General features: G+C 53.3%; 13 protein-coding genes. 6 read left to right on the top strand and 7 right to left on the bottom strand.

Annotation, left to right across the window (positions count from 1 at the left end; all coding sequences use genetic code 11):
- Window positions 1-121 precede the first annotated feature (121 nt).
- Complete coding sequence (locus tag X474_RS18710; protein WP_044351028.1) at window positions 122-1,153, bottom strand: threonine aldolase family protein; 1,032 nt, start codon at window positions 1,151-1,153, stop codon at window positions 122-124.
- Between the two features lie 201 nt (window positions 1,154-1,354).
- Here X474_RS18710 and X474_RS18715 point away from each other — a divergent pair, with 201 nt between their 5' ends.
- Complete coding sequence (locus tag X474_RS18715; protein WP_044351030.1) at window positions 1,355-2,047, top strand: aspartate/glutamate racemase family protein; 693 nt, start codon at window positions 1,355-1,357, stop codon at window positions 2,045-2,047.
- A gap of 16 nt (window positions 2,048-2,063) precedes the next feature.
- Here X474_RS18715 and X474_RS18720 read toward each other — a convergent pair whose 3' ends face one another.
- Window positions 2,064-3,428 carry an MATE family efflux transporter gene (locus tag X474_RS18720; protein WP_044351031.1) on the bottom strand — a complete coding sequence of 455 codons (1,365 nt, stop codon included), beginning with the start codon at window positions 3,426-3,428 and terminating at the stop codon, window positions 2,064-2,066.
- 219 nt (window positions 3,429-3,647) lie between these two features.
- On the opposite strand from X474_RS18720, the gene X474_RS18725 reads away from it, so the two are divergent.
- Complete coding sequence (locus X474_RS18725) at window positions 3,648-6,338, top strand: methyl-accepting chemotaxis protein (protein ID WP_044351033.1); 2,691 nt, start codon at window positions 3,648-3,650, stop codon at window positions 6,336-6,338.
- Between the two features lie 133 nt (window positions 6,339-6,471).
- Here X474_RS18725 and X474_RS18730 read toward each other — a convergent pair whose 3' ends face one another.
- Window positions 6,472-7,356: a LysR family transcriptional regulator gene (locus tag X474_RS18730; protein ID WP_044351035.1), complete on the bottom strand. Its 885-nt coding sequence runs from the start codon at window positions 7,354-7,356 to the stop codon at window positions 6,472-6,474.
- Window positions 7,357-7,476: 120 nt separating this feature from the next.
- Here X474_RS18730 and X474_RS18735 point away from each other — a divergent pair, with 120 nt between their 5' ends.
- Window positions 7,477-7,932, top strand: a complete 456-nt coding sequence (locus tag X474_RS18735) for a C-GCAxxG-C-C family protein (RefSeq protein ID WP_052515398.1) — start codon at window positions 7,477-7,479, stop codon at window positions 7,930-7,932.
- Window positions 7,933-7,962: 30 nt separating this feature from the next.
- Here the strand turns inward: X474_RS18735 and X474_RS18740 are convergent, their stop codons facing one another.
- The 4 genes from X474_RS18740 to X474_RS18755 form a co-directional block, all read right to left on the bottom strand.
- The gene (locus X474_RS18740) at window positions 7,963-9,357 is read right to left on the bottom strand and encodes a sugar porter family MFS transporter (protein ID WP_044351036.1); all 1,395 of its coding nucleotides are present in this window, start codon (window positions 9,355-9,357) and stop codon (window positions 7,963-7,965) included.
- A gap of 12 nt (window positions 9,358-9,369) precedes the next feature.
- Window positions 9,370-10,476, bottom strand: coding sequence for an ROK family protein (locus tag X474_RS18745; protein ID WP_044351038.1), 1,107 nt, complete (start codon window positions 10,474-10,476; stop codon window positions 9,370-9,372).
- A 112-nt stretch (window positions 10,477-10,588) separates the two neighbouring features.
- Window positions 10,589-11,314: a TerC family protein gene (locus X474_RS18750; protein WP_044351039.1), complete on the bottom strand. Its 726-nt coding sequence runs from the start codon at window positions 11,312-11,314 to the stop codon at window positions 10,589-10,591.
- A 43-nt stretch (window positions 11,315-11,357) separates the two neighbouring features.
- Window positions 11,358-11,723 (bottom strand): PAS domain-containing protein, encoded by a 366-nt coding sequence (locus tag X474_RS18755; protein WP_044351040.1) that lies wholly within the window; start codon window positions 11,721-11,723, stop codon window positions 11,358-11,360.
- 178 nt (window positions 11,724-11,901) lie between these two features.
- On the opposite strand from X474_RS18755, the gene X474_RS18760 reads away from it, so the two are divergent.
- The 3 genes from X474_RS18760 to X474_RS18770 all read left to right on the top strand — a co-directional run bounded on the left by X474_RS18760 (window position 11,902) and on the right by X474_RS18770 (window position 15,568).
- Entirely contained in the window at window positions 11,902-12,798 is an 897-nt protein-coding gene (locus X474_RS18760; protein WP_056009668.1) for a YdcF family protein, read from the top strand.
- 93 nt (window positions 12,799-12,891) lie between these two features.
- Window positions 12,892-14,853 (top strand): tRNA uridine-5-carboxymethylaminomethyl(34) synthesis enzyme MnmG, encoded by a 1,962-nt coding sequence (mnmG, locus tag X474_RS18765; protein WP_231688350.1) that lies wholly within the window; start codon window positions 12,892-12,894, stop codon window positions 14,851-14,853.
- A gap of 88 nt (window positions 14,854-14,941) precedes the next feature.
- On the top strand, window positions 14,942-15,568 hold the full coding sequence (locus X474_RS18770) for a CDP-alcohol phosphatidyltransferase family protein (RefSeq protein WP_052515400.1): 627 nt from the start codon (window positions 14,942-14,944) through the stop codon (window positions 15,566-15,568).
- The last annotated feature ends 1 nt before the right edge of the window (window position 15,569 follow it).

Here is a 15,569-nt window from a genome sequence, read left to right on the forward strand (position 1 = left end):
TGATTTTTTTCAGAAGAATAAGTCGCATTATCAATTTGTTTGATACTTTACGGATTGCTCAATCAGTCTGTTCGTCGATTCACTTAAATAAACCTTCCCAACACTGTATTCATATAGTCCATTATTGAAAAACTTCCTGCAAAATGGAAATAGCCTCTTCTACGTCCTGGTCTGAGATTTCCAAATGCAACACCGCCCGCAAAAGGTTGCCTCCAAAAGGAACCACACCGAGCCCCAGTTGGCCCAGTCTGCTCAAGGCTTGCTCCGGGGAAAGGCCGCTGGGGGTTATGTCAAAGATCACAATGTTGGTTTGAATATCAGACGGGTCGATAAGAACCCCCTTCAACTCGGCCAATGCGCGGGCCAGCTTTTGGGCCCGCTCATGATCCCTGGCCAGACGGTCTATATTGTTCTCAAGGGCAAAAATGCCCGCGGCAGCCAGAAAACCGGCTTGGCGCATGCCGCCGCCCAACCTTTTCCTTATACGGATGGCTTTTTCTATATTCTCCCGGGTGGAGACAACCATGGAACCAACCGGCGCGCCGAGCCCCTTGGAAAGGCAAAAGCTGATAGTGTCAAAAGAGGAAGCCAGCTCCTTGGGTGAATAGCCCCCCGCCAGGCAAGCGTTGAACATGCGGGCCCCGTCCAAATGCAAATATAGCCCGTTTTCCCTGGCTAATTGAGCAAGCTCTTTTACATTTTCCAAGGGATACACCGCCCCGTTTCCCTTGTTGCTGGTGTTTTCCAGGGCCAGGACCCTGGTAACGGGATAGTGGATGTTTGATTCCAGAATTGCGGGTTTCACCAGGTCGGGAGATAAAATTCCGCGCGGGTGGGGTATGGGGAAAAAGGAAAGCCCGGAAAGGGTCTGGGCCGCCGAGCCTTCAAAGCGGTAAAGATGAGCCCATTGGTGGCATATAACCTCATCGCCGGGTCTGGTCAAAAGCCTCAGGCAGATCTGGTTGGCCATGGTGCCGCTGGGTGTAAAAAGAGCCGCCTCCTTGCCCAGCATCTCGGCGGCGATTTGCTGCAACCTGTTTATACTGGGGTCTTCTCCAAAAACATCGTCACCCACTTCAGCCTCGGCCATGGCGCTGCGCATGGGGACGCTGGGTTTTGTCACTGTGTCTGATCTGAGGTCTATTTTCAGCATGTTTTTTTCTCCTGAGCCGGGTAAGTGGCATGCTTTCGGTGAAATGCCGGGTTGGTTTTATAGGTGAAAAATTGACCTGTTTTTGCTATCTGAGTGATATGTTGTTACCAGGATTTTAAACCTTTGTAAGCCAAAAGGCCAAGCGGGCATCTCCAAATAAAGGACACTATATCGCGCCCGTTGATTAGATAGGAGTATATGATGAAGAATATCGGCATATTGGGAGGCACAAGCTGGGAATCCACAATTGAGTACTACCGCCTGATCAACGAGATGGTTAAAGAAAATCTGGGCGGTTTGCATTCAGGCTCCATTTACCTTCATTCCTTTGATTTTGCCCCCTTGGAAGAATTGATGCGCACAGACAAATGGGATGAACTGGGCGATTTGATGGCCGAGCAGGCCTCGCGCCTTGAGGCCGCAGGCGCTGACTGCATGCTTTTGGCCAGCAACACCACCCATTTGGTTGCCCCTAGAGTTTCGGAAGTTTTGAATATACCTGTCTTGCATATTGCAGACAGCGTGGGCCGGGCGGCCAGGGAGCTCGGCGCTCAGAAAGTCGGGCTTTTGGGCACCAGCTTCACCATGGAAAAGGATCTCTACCAGAGCAGGCTGAAACAAGAGCACGGACTTACGGTTCTGGCACCCGATGCTCCCGAGCGCCGGGAGATAAACCGGGTGATATTCGAGGAGCTTTGCCTGGGGAAAATTAATAACGATTCCGCGGAAAAATGCCTGGCCATGGTGGAGGAGCTTGCTGCCAAAGGGGCTCAGGCCGTGGTTCTGGGGTGCACTGAGTTGCCCCTTCTTATCAAGCAGGACAAGACCAAGGTGCCGCTTTTGGACTCAACCGAACTACATGCCAGGGATGCCGTCAGGTTTGCCTTGGGCTGAAATCCGGCGGGGCTGTTTAGGATTTTCCCGGTTCCGGCGTGAGCTTTTTGAGTTTGCCTCTGGCATAAAAAAAGGCCATAAGCGCTGCCAGCCAGGTAACGCCGAAGATTCCCCACCAGATGCCGATGAGGCCGGTTTTGAAAAAATGGGCGCAAAGGTAAAAGATCAGGCCCGGTGCGAATATCTGGCGGAAGATGCCGATCCATACGGCCAGGGCCGGCTTTTTAATGCCCTGCATGGCCGAGATGTTCACATATAGGATCACGTAGGCGTACAAGGCCCAGGCCGAGATGCTTAAATAATCGACCCCGGCCTTCACCACCAGGGGGTCGTCCGTGAAAAGCCTCATCAGGGGAGCGGCCATAAAGAAAACAAACACACCGCCCGCGCCCATGGCCACCGCGCCGTGGGCCAGGGCGGAGCGGACCGTCTGCCTGACCCTGTCCAGCAGCCCGGCGCCGTAATTCTGGGCTACAATGGTCAAGGTGGCGGTATTCAGCCCAATGGTCAGCAAAAGGACTATCTGCTCTATGCGGGTGGCAATGCCATAGGCTGCCACACCTTCCTTGCCAAAGATCCCCACAAAGTAGTTGATCACAAAAATACCGAGCCCCATGGTGACCATGTTTATGGTTGCGGGAACGCCTTGGCGGCATATCTCCAGGCAGGTCTTGATTCTCGGGATGAGTTCTTCCATCTTAATGGGGCGGTTCAGCAGTTCGGTGTTCTTAGCCCTGAAACCCAGGTAAATACAGCCTGCCAGGTGAATCAAGACAGTGGCCAGGGCCACACCTCTCACCCCCATGGCCGGCAGGAAAAAGCCGCCCAGCACAAACCAGGGATCCAACACCACATTCAGGAAAAAGCCGAAGATCAAAAAATTGCGAAAGGGTTTGGTCAGCCCCTGAGAGGTCAGGACGGCGTTAAGCATGTGCACTGTCTGAAAGACAACGGCCCCGTAAAACATCACATCCATGTATTCCAGACAGGTGTCGAGGTAAGCGCCTTCTGCGCCCAGGAATTTAAAAAGATAGGGCGATGCCCATAAACCGAAGAATGTGAGGCAAACAGAGAGAATCCAGCCCAGAACAATGCCTTGTAAGCAAAAGGCCCGGGCTTGATGAGGCATCTCACCGCCCAGGGCTGATCCAATCAGGGCGGTTGCTCCGGTTGCCAGACCGTTGCACAGGGAAATAATCAGAAAAAACATGCCAAAGGAAAGGGAGAGCGCCGCCAGGGCCTCTGTGGAGATCAGGCCCGCGAAATAAGTGTCAACCAGGTTGAAAAGAGTGTTGAAGAAAAAGCCCACGCTATAGGGAATCGCCAGACCGCGAATCAGTTTCGAAACAGGCTGCTTGGTCAGGTTCTGGGTCTTTTCCATTTGGGGCTCCGGGCATGGGCTGTTTCTCAATTTAAGCAAAAGGCTTTTGAGTCGAATCCAGACTTTAACCGCAGGCTATTTATTTTGCCAGTTTATTTCAAACTCTGTTAATGAGGTTGGGTTGTTTGACAGATTTGGGGTACGGCTCTAACATTCGATAGTTAAATTATTTCCATATGATAACTTAATTTAATTGTAACATTCCCCGGAGGCCTGCCCATGTCTCTATCCATCACCAAAAAGTTAACTATCTCAACTGTGCTGCTGGCCCTGGCAGCCTTGGCGCCCTTTGCGGTTTTGGCCTATTTTTCAGTAACTACGGCCCAGGACTCATTTATTGAGGATCGTTTCAGCCAACTGGATTCTGTAAAAATCATCAAAAAGAGGCAGATTGAAAAGTATTTTCAAGACCGTGAGCACGATATGGCCTCCCTGGTCGAGACCGCCGGAGTGCTGAGGCGGGACGCTTTTGAAAAATTGCTTATTGTGCGCACTTCCAGGCAAGAACAGCTTGAAACATATCTCACTGAAAAACTTACCCAAATTAAGGATCTTGCTGAAAGCCCTTTCGTTATGGAAGGAGTGCGGAAGATTACCGGGGCCTCTTTGGGGGATGCTGGAAATTCGACTTATGCGGAGTCAGCAGGCGCGGAACTGAAATCCTGGCTGGGAAGATACGCCAAGAGCCATCACCTGCCGGAAATATATGTGATATCTGCCGAGGGAAAGCTGGCATTCAACACCGGGAGCGCCAAAGCGCCGGGTGAGGACCTTTCCCAGGGGCAAATGGCTGAAACCGGTTTGGCTCGCGCTTTTTACCAAGGCAGCAAGGAAGCCTGGCTGGAGGACTTTTCCCTTTACAAACCTTTGGGAGAGACCCCTGTGGCCTTTGCCGCCGCGCCGGTGAAACAGGGAGAAGATCTTTTGGGAGTGATTTGCTTTGCCTTTTCTCCTGAGATGATCAACAAGATTATGATGAATAGAAAAGGCATGGGAAAAACAGGTGAAGCCTATCTGGTCGGTTCTGATTACAGGCTAAGGAGTAATTCATTTCTGGATCCGAAAAATCGTTCCATTGAAGCTTCATTTTTGGGAACAGTGGAAAAGAACGGGGTCAAGACCCTGGCCAGCAAACAGGCCCTTCTGGGTGAGACCGCAGAAAAGGTAGTGATCGACTACAATGGCAATCCGGTTTTATCCAGTTATTCTCCTTTCAAAATATCCGGGCTCAATTGGGCTCTATTGGCCGAGATAGATGTGGCCGAGGCGTTTTCCCCTGAAGATTTAAAAGGAAATCAGTTTTTTGAGCAATATCAAAAAAATTACGGTTACTATGACCTCTTTTTAATCAATCCGGACGGATATTGCTTTTATTCAGTGGCCAAAGAGGCTGATTATCAGACCAATCTTATAAACGGTAAATTCAGTTCATCCAATCTGGGAGAGCTTGTCCGCCAGGTAAAGCAAAGCCACTCCTTTGCCATGGCCGATTTTAAGCCCTACGCCCCCAGCAAGGGTGAGCCTGCCGCTTTTCTAGCTGAGCCGCTTGTGCATGACGATAAGGTGGAGATGATAGTTGCCCTGCAGGTTTCCTTAAAAGCCATAAACCAGATTATGCAGGAGCGCACCGGCATGGGAAAATCCGGCGAGACCTATCTGGTTGGAGCGGATATGCTGATGCGCTCGGATTCGTACTTAGACCCTCAAAACCATACGGTAGCCGCCTCATTTGCCAATCCCGGGAAGGGCAAAGTGGATACCGAAGCCGCCAGGGCTGCTTTAAGGGGTAACACCGGTCAGGGCATCATCACAGACTATTTGGGGAACCCGGTGCTCTCCTCTTACGCGCCGGTGGAAATTTTGGGCCATAAATGGGGGATTTTGGCTGAACTGGATGAGATAGAGGTTGTCGCTGAATCCGTGGCTGCGAAACGGCTTTTAAATATGGTTTTGGTGATAAGCGTCATAGCCGGTTTGTTCATCCTGGCGGTTATAACCCTGAACCTGATTACCGTCCGCAAAATGGCCGTAACCCTGAGACATGTTTCCACAGGTCTTTTCCAGGGAGCCGGTGAGATAAACAACGCTGCTTCGCAGGTTTCGGACTCCAGTCAGTCCCTGGCTCAAGAAGCTTCGGAACAGGCGGCCTCCCTGGAAGAAACATCTTCCTCTCTGGAAGAGATGGCTTCCACGGCCAAGCTTAACGCAGACAAGGCAAATGAGGCAAATCACCTCATGGGACATGCCAGGGATGTGGTTGATCAGGCAGACCACTCCATGCAGGATCTGGCCGAAGCAATGGGCAAGGTCTCATCTTCCAGCGCCGAGACTGCCGGGGTGATCAAAACTATTGATGAAATCGCTTTTCAAACCAATCTGCTGGCCTTGAACGCGGCGGTGGAGGCTGCCAGGGCAGGGGATGCGGGAGCCGGTTTTGCCGTGGTGGCCGACGAGGTGCGCAGCTTGGCCATGCGGGCGGCTGAGGCTGCCAGAACCACCCAGGATTTGATCCAAGGGAGCCTGTCAAACATAGAACGCGGAGCAGATCTGGCCAAGTCCGCAGGTGAAGCTTTTTCCCAGGTGGGAGAGAGTGCGGGCAAGGTGGCTGAGCTGGTGACCGAGATTGCGGCAGCAAATCAGGAGCAGGCCCATGGCGTGGACCAGATCAACAAGGCCGCCCTGCAGATGGATCAGGTGACCCAACAGGTGGCGGCAAACGCGGAAGAATCTGCCGCAGCCAGTGAGGAGCTGGCTGCCCAGTCCAAGAATATGCACCAGATGACCAACAGCCTTTCGGTGATGGTCAATGGCTCCAAAAAGGCGGATGCCCTGATCCGGGAGCAGTCAGGAGGCAAGGCCAAGACAGTTCAGCCCAGGTCTGAACTACTCGAAGCCGGTGATAGTTTTTAGTTGTGGCCGGAATTGATCATGAAGCCCGGAAGTTCTCCCGGGCTTCATGATTTTTGAAAAAAATTGCCGAATGCCGTTTGTCTTGCCCGGCCCGTTCAAAAACGCCTTGTCAACGGTGGCCATTTGATCCCTTTTAAGTAATTTCCTGTCGGCACATTTCCATAAAACTCTTAAGGGCGGGGGAGAGCCATTTCTCCTGGTGCCATATCATCAAGACCGCCGTCTCCAGGGTCCCTAATTCCCAATCAAGCTGCACCAGCTCCCCTGTTTTCAATTCAGCGGAAACCGAGGCCAGGGGCATCAGGCTTAGCCCCACGTCTTGAGCCAGGCATTTTTTGGCTCCTGCAATGCTTTGCATTTCCAGCACCGGGCATTCCGGACCCGGAGTTTTCCTTAGCGGCTCTTCCAGAAAATAGCGGTAAGAACAATCCACCTTGGTCAAAACCAGGGGCAGGCCTTTTAGTTGTTTAAGGCTTATGCCTTTTGTTTGGGCCAGGGGGTGACCGGGGCCTGCCACCAGGACCAGGGGCTCCATGGCCAGGGCCTGGACCTTCAGATCCTTAGTGACAATAGTGTTGGTGATCAAAAAGGCCAGATCCACAAATCCTTTGCGCAGGTCCCGTTTAAGGCTCATCACGGCACAGGTTATGAATTCAAGCCTAACTTTGGGATGGGCCTTGTGAAATCGGGCTATCACCGGTCCCAGCCGGTTGGTGACAAGGCTCTCCGGAACCCTTATGACCAAAGATCCCTTAAGTTCCGATTCATCGCTTAAGGCGGCATAGGCCTCCTGTTCCAGGTCCAGTAGTTTGCGGGCATAGTCCAGGAGTTTTTCCCCTGCTTCGGTGATCAATATCCGCCTGCCCAGGCGGTCAAAGAGCCGGGCGCCAAGCTCCTGCTCCAGGGCCTGAATTTGGGTGGAGACTGTGGACTGAGCATAATTCAGGATTTGGGAGGCCTTTTGGAAACTCTGCACTTCGCAGACCGTGGCAAAGGTCTTTAAGTTCCTTATTTCCATGAACGTTCCTTTTATCGGAAACCCTGATGCATAACATCGAAATAAATCGTTTGTTTTGATAGATAGCTGATGATATCAAAATTTATGAATAAAAGACATGGGTAACAAACAGGCGAAATCATGACCAGTCAAAAAAGGGAGAATAAAATGGAGCAGAGCCAACTAGAGGGGCAGGCCAGACAGATGATGAAAGAGGGTCTAAACTGCGCAGAGACGGTGGCCAAGTGTGTTTTGGATATCTGCGCGCCCGATCACGGCTGCACCGCTCCCAGAACAGCCACAGCCTTTGGGGGCGGAATGGCCAGAAGCTTGAAAGAGACCTGTGGCGCGGTAAGCGGAGGGCTTTTGGCCCTGGGCTATCTATGGGGAAGGGACAGCGCCAAGGAAAAATGGGACAGGGTGGAGAAACCGGCGGTGGAATTCCGCAGGCGCTTTATTGACGAGTTCGGCACCTGCAACTGCGCCGGACTGCTCCACGAGACAAACGGGCGGCCTGATCTGGAAAAATGCACTGACCTAGTCGTTAAGACCAGCGTAATGCTCCTGGAGATAATTAACGAGTGCAAGAGGCCCTAAACTGCCGGGTCCGGCCCTTGCCCTGTTTTATCAGGGCAAGGGCTCGCCCATATCCCTGGGTGGCTTCCCGGCCCTTAAATTGGCCTCAATCACTTCCAGGCTGGAACCCTTGGTCTCCGGCACCAGCATCCTGCAGAAGAACCAGCCGCCCAGCCCCACCAGGGCGTAGAGCCAAAAGGTCTGGGCCTTGCCCAGGGTTTCGGTGATAGTCAAAAAGCTCATGGCAATGGCCAGGTTGAAGACCCAGTTGCTTAAAGTGGCCAGGCTCATGGCCAAACCCCTTATTTTCAGGGGATATATCTCGGTTATTAAAAGCCAGGCCACCGGGCCAAGGCTCACCGCAAATCCGGCAATGTAAATAAAAAGGCTGGCAACCGCTATCCAACGCAGGGAAGGCCCCAGGATTTTAGCCAGCCAAAAGGCCCCACCCAGTGCAAAAAGGCTTATGACCATGCAGATAAGGCCCCAGGACAAAAGCGGCTTGCGTCCCACCCGGTCAATGAGCCGTATGGAGACCACGGTAAAGAGCACATTAACCAGGCCCACTCCCAGGGTGGCGGTGATCGCCGCTGTGTCTGATGCGAATCCGGCCATCTGGAATATGGTTGGCGCATAATAGATAACTGTGTTTATGCCGGTGGCCTGTTGCACAAACATGATTCCCACCCCCACCAAGAGGGCGGGCCTGACCCAGGGTTCGCCCAGTTCGGACCAGGTTCCACCGGGCTGGTTATGGGCGGTTTGCTTTATGGCCTCCAACTCCTTTTCGGCCGCTTTGTCCGGATTAAGCCTGGCCAACACTTCCCTGGCCTTTTCTTCTTCCCCGCGGAAGACCAGCCATCTGGGGCTGGCAGGCAAAAAAAGCATGCCTCCACCCAGGATCAGGGCCGGGATCGCGCCCATGAGGAACATGTAGCGCCAACCTTGATCCAGACCGGCGAAAAGGTCATCCGTTAAATAGGAGACCACAATTCCGATTGTGATCATGAGCTGGTTTAAGGAGACAAGGGCGCCCCTGACTTTGGCCGGGGCAATTTCCGAGATGTAAAGCGGGGCCGCAAAAGAGGCAACACCAATGCCCACACCCACCACCAGCCTGCCCCAGGTTAGAAAAGCCAGGCTGTTGGCCAGGGCCGTGGTTGCCGAGCCTACCAGGAAAACAGCGGCGCAGCCCATCAAAACCCTGCGCCTGCCCAAGCGGTCACAGAGTTTGCCACTGGCCGCCACTCCCAGAATACACCCCACCAAAACAGCGCTGACCAGGCTTTCCTGACCCCAAGCGGTTAGTTGAAAATCCTTTTTCAGAAATAACAGCGCGCCCGATATAACTCCGGTGTCAAACCCGAACAAAAGACCGCTTAAAGCGGCCACCATGGCCACCACCAGGACCATGGGGCTTGTTTTAGCCTTATTCTCCCGGGCCATGAACCCTCCGGCTTAGTTATTGTCCAATTGGTTAAGCGCGTAAATATAAGCGCCCAGGCTCACCGCCTTGGCGGTTCCGAGCCTGGTCACTCCCACACCCAGCCTTTTAAGGGGATCATAGGCAATGGTTTGGGAGCTGAAAGGAATTGAAATGGTCCTGAGATCCCCCTCGCAAAAACGGGTCAGCTGATCCGGGTCTTCCAGGTTGAAGACCTTTGATTCCAACCGGGGAACATCCTTTTGCCCCGGCCTGTCAAAGGGCCGGTTCATTTGCCTGACCACCTGGTCCAGAAAAAGGTCATGGGCCCTGCCCAGACCTCCGCCTATGACGATCAGCCCATCCACCAGGGTGGCCGCATTGGCCAGGGCGTCGGCCAGCACATGGGCCAACTCGCTAAATGATTCACGGGCCGCTTTTTGATCGCCAGGGACCCGCCCCTTGGCCACAAGGTATATCTCCTTGGGCGAGGGCGCCTGCTCAGGGGTGATCCCGGTCAGCCGGGCATAGGTGTTTCTGACCCCTCTGATCGAGACTGTCTCCTCCACGGTGAAGCGCGGATTCAGGTGGTTGCTCATGCGGTTTATTTCTCCGCTTGCCCAGTTGTCACCGCGGAAAAGCTCGCCTTTATGCACTATGCCCGCCCCGAAACCCGTGCCCAGGGTGACGCCCAGGAGGTTTTTAAATCTTTTAGGGCTGTTCTTTTGGGCCAAAATCTTGTTGACCCAGGGCAAAAGACCTGCCCTGGCTTCGCCAAAGGCAAAAAGATCACCATCGTTATTTATGAAAACAGGCAAGTTGAAATGGCCTTTCAACATGGGGCCCAGGGCCACGCCGCCCCTGAAGGCCTGCAGGTTTTCCAGGTCGCCGATAATGCCGGGACCGAACTCCGCAGGACCGGGAAAGGCAAAGCTAATTGCGCAGGGGGATTCGGCAAGGCTTGCGCGCACCTTTTCAAAGCCCTTTATGATCGAGGTGAGAATGTGTTCCAGGTCTTTTCCCCGGCTGGAAAAGGCAAAGGGTTCATTAACCAGCCCGCCCGCCTGCATGGCCGCAAAGACCAGATTGGTGCCGCCTGCGTCCAGGGTCATTACTATGCGGGAGTCAGACTGATAATCCATAGCGGCTCGTTCTGAAAAAGGCTTGGTTTTGGCTTTGTTCTAATTAAGTTTAGCAAAAGCCGTCCCTGACAGACACTTGTAAAACCTTCAGCGAATTCTTTAAGAAAGCCGGTTAAACCGCTTCTGTTGTTTGTCCTTTCTTCTTCTTGGCCCGGATATTCAGGATTTCCACCCCCAATGAGAAGGCCATGGCGAAATAGAGGTAGCCCTTTTCAATATGTTTTCCCATGCCCTCCACAATCAGCATCACCCCCACCATGAGTAAAAAGGCAAGCGCCAGCATTTTCAAGGTGGGGTGGTTTTCGATAAAATCGCAGATCAGGTTGGAAAAGGTGATCATTACAAAAATTGCAATTACTATCGCCGCCACCATTATCAGAATTTCCCTGGCCATGCCTACGGCGGTGACGACCGAGTCCAGGGAAAAAATCACATCCAAAAGGGCGATTTCAAACAATACTCCCAGATAGGAGACCTTTTTGCCTTTAAGGTGATGTTCTTCTTCTTTGTGCTCCGTGAGCTTGTGTATTTCCCTGGTGGATTTGACCAGCAGAAAAAGGCCGCCAAAAAACAATATCAGGTCCCTGCCCGAAAAGGCATGATTCCAAAGCGAGAACAAGGGGCCGACCAGGCTCATGGTCCATTTCAAGGTCAAGAGAAGCAAAATCCTGGTGCCCATGGCCAGTAAAAGGCCCCAGCGTCTGGCCGAGGCCTGGCTCTTCAGCGGCAGGCGACTGGTCACCAGGGCAATAAAAACAATATTGTCTATGCCAAGGACAATCTCCAGGCCGGTAAGAGCCAGGAGGGCGGCCAGGTTCTCCAGGGTCAAGAGCTCCATTTCTTCACCTTTTTAAGTGGATTGTCTCATTTGTCGGATAAGGTCAGTCAAAGTCCGGGCCCAGGAGCATGGCTGTATGGATAAGGCCCTTGGTTTCGCCTTTTTGGATCAAGGGAGCCACCCTTATGGAAAACCTTTTGCCGTCCCTGGCCACGCTCCAGGTGTGCTCCTGGAGACTGCCTTGTCGGTATTGGTTAAGAATAGAATCTATTTTCTGGTTGCTGGTTTTGAGCTTATGGCAATTCCTTATGTTCTTGCCCAAAAGAGAAGGTTTTCTCTCAAGTATCTTGGTTGCATATTCATTGTAATAAACCAGGTTTCCCTCAAGGTCGATAATGGAAAGCGCCACCGGCATCTGTTCAGCGGCTTCCCAAAGGGCCTGCTTCAGGCCTGGGTCCGGTAATGGCATGAAAAATCCTTTTTATTTGATTTTGCTTTATATCGTAAAAGGCGGCCGATTTTTGCCTTGGTCGCCATATTTGAACCATACTTTATAAAGTCGGTAATTGAAAAGCGTCTTTTGCGGTTGGCATTACCCTTCTCTTTGTGGGATATTGATGTCAACTGCCTAATTAGAGGTGTTTTTTTTGCTTTTTATTTACCCTGCCGACTCCTTTTTCGGCGGCTCTCCGTGCGCCGCCTTATCCGGCAGGCTCAGGTGCAGGTGCAAGATAAACATGGACGCGCTGGCCTTTATAGCAAGGCTTATTGTAAGTCACTCCCTATATCCTGTGGGCGTTACACTCTGGCTGGGACTATTGGGCTCCTTTCTCTGGAAGAGGAATCCCAGATCCCGGATGGGACCCTTTATGATTAGCTTGGGGCTTTTGGTCCTGCTGGTTTTTTCCCTTCCCATTACCGGGTGGCTGCTGCTTTGGGGGCTGGAGTCAGAGGCTGGTTCCTATGCCGGACCCGAGCAAATAAAAGCAAAGGGCATAAAGGCCATAGTGGTCTTGAGCGGGGCGCGGCGTACAGGCTCGCGTCCGGTGACGGACCGTTTGAGCAGCTCTTCCGCATTCCGCACCATGGAAGGCGTGCGCTTGTGGAGGCAAAATCCTTCTGCCCATTTGTATCTGTCCGGCGGGGCCCTGATGAAAAAGAACTCAGTGGCCCGGGGAATGGCGGATCTGGCCCGGTTCATGGGGGTTCCCGATGATGCCCTGGTGTTGGAGACTGAATCCTGGAACACCGAGGAGCAGGCTGAATTGTTGGTAAGTAAACTAGGTAAAGAACCCTTTTTTTTGGTCACCTCAGCCTGCCACATGCCGAGGGCCATAACCTTGTTCAGGGGAAAAGGGCTTAATCCGGTTTCCTGCCCCACGGATTTCAGCACAGTTGACCTGGATTTTGGCATTGAGAGGTTTGTCCCCGGAGCCAAGGGGCTTATCATGAGCCAGGAGGCATTGCATGAATATATGGGCCTGGCCTGGCTATGGCTCAAAGGTTTTTGGGCGGAGGAAAGCCCCGAAGCTCCCGGTAAATAGCACCTGATCAGGCCCTTGTCTTGCCCACCGTCAATCTGCGTGGTAATTTTTTAGTTTCTTCGCGATACTGGCCCGTTCAGGGGCCCGTACTTTTTGGTTTATACATTTTTCATGCCCGGTTATCTTTTCGGGCTTTTTCATGAAACGGAAGACATGGCTTCAAATTCACCGCCGGATAGATTTCAGGTTATTGTGGCCGGAGGCGGTCACGCCGGTTGCGAGGCCGCCCTGGCTGCGGCCCGCATGGGCGTGTCCTGTCTTTTGCTTACCATTAACCTGGATCACATAGCCGCCTTGAGCTGTAATCCGGCAGTGGGGGGACTGGCCAAAGGTCACCTGGTTCGGGAAATAGACGCCCTGGGCGGCCAAATGGGGCTTACCACCGATGCCAGCGGCATTCAGTTCAGGGTTTTGAACCGGGGCAAGGGCAGGGCGGTCTGGTCCAGCCGGGCCCAGGTCGATATGGATCTTTATCCCCGCAATATGCAAAAAGCCCTGATAAATCAGCCCAACTTGTGGCTTATGGATGATGAAGTCCAAGGGCTTTTGCTTAAAAACGGACGCGTGGACGGAGTTGTGACCGGACATGGCCAGCGCCTTGAGTCGGATTATGTAATCCTCACGGCAGGCACCTTTTTAAGAGGCGTCATTCATGTGGGGCTGACCCAGACTCCGGCGGGGCGCATGGGTGATCCCCCGGCCAATGCCTTGAGCCGTCAGCTTGAGGAACTGGGATTCTCCCTGGGGCGTTTAAAGACAGGCACCACGCCCCGGCTCGACATATCAAGCCTTGATCTGGAGGGGCTGGTTCAACAGCCCGGCGACCCGGATCCCCGCATGTTCAGCTTTCTGGATTCCAAGCCTGTTTTGAAGCAGGTCCATTGCTGGCTCACCAAAACCACGCCCAAGACCCACGAGATAATCAGGGCCAATCTGGACCAGGCCCCCATGTACGCAGGCGTGATAACCGGGGTGGGGGCCCGCTACTGCCCTTCGGTTGAAGACAAGGTGGTGCGTTTTCCGGACAAGGAAAGCCATCAGATCTTCCTTGAGCCCCAGGGGCTTGACAGCAACCTGGTGTATCCCAACGGCATCCCCACCAGCCTGCCTCTGGCTGTGCAGAAACAAATGGTGCGCTCCATGCCGGGCTGTGAAGGGGCCTTTATCGCCCGGCCGGGTTATGCCATAGAATATGATTACGCAGACCCCAGGGACCTGACCCCCAGCCTGGAATCCCGTCTGCTGCCCGGCCTTTTTCTGGCCGGACAGATAAACGGCACCAGCGGCTATGAGGAGGCGGCGGCCCAGGGGCTGGTGGCAGGCTTGAGCGCCGCCAGGTCGGCCCTTGGCGCGGAACCCTTTGTGCTGGACCGGTCCCAGGCTTATATTGGCGTTTTAGTAGATGATCTGGTCACCAAGGGCACCAGGGAGCCTTACCGCATGTTCACCTCCCGGGCTGAATACCGCCTGAGCCTCAGAGAGGATAACGCAGACTTGCGGCTTACCGCCCTGGGCAGGGAAATGGGGCTGGTCGATGACCTGCGCTGGCAGATTTTTCAGGCTAAAAAAGCGGAGCTGGAAAATGCCTGGGAGAGGCTTGCCACGGAAAAGGTAATGCCCACAGAGGCCAATAACCTTTTGATGAAGGAGCTTGGAACTGCCCCCTTGCGCAGGCCCATGGACGGCACTGATTTTTTGAGGCGTCCCGAACTTTCCCTGGAGAAGGTGGCTGGACTGCATCCGGCCTGGCAGGATCTGCCCCTGCTTTCCCCCCAGGTGCAGGAGGAGCTTTCCATCAGGGCCCATTATCAGGGTTATGTGGAGCGGGAAAGGCAAAGGGTGGAACAGTTCAGTAAAAGGGAGGCGGTTCGCCTGCCCGAGGATCTGGATTATCTTTCCCTGCCCGGCCTGAGCCGGGAGGTGCAGGAGAAGCTTGACCGGGTGCGTCCGGTGAGCCTGGGACAGGCCGGGCGTATAAGCGGAGTGACCCCGGCTGCGCTTTCCATTTTGAGTCTTTTTGTAAAAAGGTTGGCAATACAAGGAAAAGGCGGATAGGTAAAAGGTTTTTCATCCAAATTTTCGGGCAAGGGCCTGTTTGTTTTTGATTAACCAAGCCGACTTTAGAGGGTGAGTGATCCCCACCATGAACCAGATAAATCACATGCAAAAAGACACCCTGGGAGTCTGGGCGGACAGTATGTTTCCAGCCTGGGTGACACCTAATCACCTCACTTATGTGCGCATACTATCTTCCTTTGCCATGCTCGCCCTGGAACTGACTGATCTTAGCATGGGGCTTATAATCCTCCTGGGCCTGGTAAGCGGATTTTCAGACCTGTTGGACGGCGCTCTGGCCAGGCAGAGGGGCCAGGTCACCAAATTGGGGGCCTTTTTAGACCCCTTGGGCGACAAGATTTTTGCCCTTATTCTGGCTTTTATCCTTTGGCATCAAGGTTGGGTGAATGTTTATCTTTTGTTGAGCCTTCTTTTAACCGAGGTTCACACCTTAGGCATTCCCTTGCTGGTTGTGATCCAGCGCAAAAGGGCCGGGAAAAGCCTTTTCCCGCCACCGGCCGTAAAACCCAACCGCCTGGGTAAATATAAGACTTTCTGCTTGGCCTTTGGCCTTGGTTTTGTCATTATTGCCAATTGGCTGGGGTTTGTTCCCCTGGAGATGTTTTCCAAATTCGCCATATACCTGGGTTTGCTTCTGGGGCTGGCCGCGGAATTTCGCTATTTCCGGGACTGGCATGCGGGCATGTGGACCTGAA

It is taken from the genome of Dethiosulfatarculus sandiegensis (assembly GCF_000931935.2).
GTDB lineage: Bacteria > Desulfobacterota > Desulfarculia > Desulfarculales > Desulfarculaceae > Dethiosulfatarculus > Dethiosulfatarculus sandiegensis.

Excerpts from the sequence above, each read along its gene's own strand:
- X474_RS18740 (WP_044351036.1), bottom strand. The coding sequence starts at position 9,357 with ATGGCCCGGGAGAATAAGGCTAAAACAAGCCCCATGGTCCTGGTGGTG.
- X474_RS18715 (WP_044351030.1), top strand. The coding sequence starts at position 1,355 with ATGAAGAATATCGGCATATTGGGAGGCACAAGCTGGGAATCCACAATT.
- X474_RS18725 (WP_044351033.1), top strand. The coding sequence starts at position 3,648 with ATGTCTCTATCCATCACCAAAAAGTTAACTATCTCAACTGTGCTGCTG.
- X474_RS18720 (WP_044351031.1), bottom strand. The coding sequence starts at position 3,428 with ATGGAAAAGACCCAGAACCTGACCAAGCAGCCTGTTTCGAAACTGATT.
- X474_RS18745 (WP_044351038.1), bottom strand. The coding sequence starts at position 10,476 with ATGGATTATCAGTCTGACTCCCGCATAGTAATGACCCTGGACGCAGGC.
- X474_RS18730 (WP_044351035.1), bottom strand. The coding sequence starts at position 7,356 with ATGGAAATAAGGAACTTAAAGACCTTTGCCACGGTCTGCGAAGTGCAG.
- X474_RS18755 (WP_044351040.1), bottom strand. The coding sequence starts at position 11,723 with ATGCCATTACCGGACCCAGGCCTGAAGCAGGCCCTTTGGGAAGCCGCT.
- X474_RS18750 (WP_044351039.1), bottom strand. The coding sequence starts at position 11,314 with ATGGAGCTCTTGACCCTGGAGAACCTGGCCGCCCTCCTGGCTCTTACC.
- X474_RS18710 (WP_044351028.1), bottom strand. The coding sequence starts at position 1,153 with ATGCTGAAAATAGACCTCAGATCAGACACAGTGACAAAACCCAGCGTC.
- X474_RS18770 (WP_052515400.1), top strand. The coding sequence starts at position 14,942 with ATGAACCAGATAAATCACATGCAAAAAGACACCCTGGGAGTCTGGGCG.
- X474_RS18735 (WP_052515398.1), top strand. The coding sequence starts at position 7,477 with ATGACCAGTCAAAAAAGGGAGAATAAAATGGAGCAGAGCCAACTAGAG.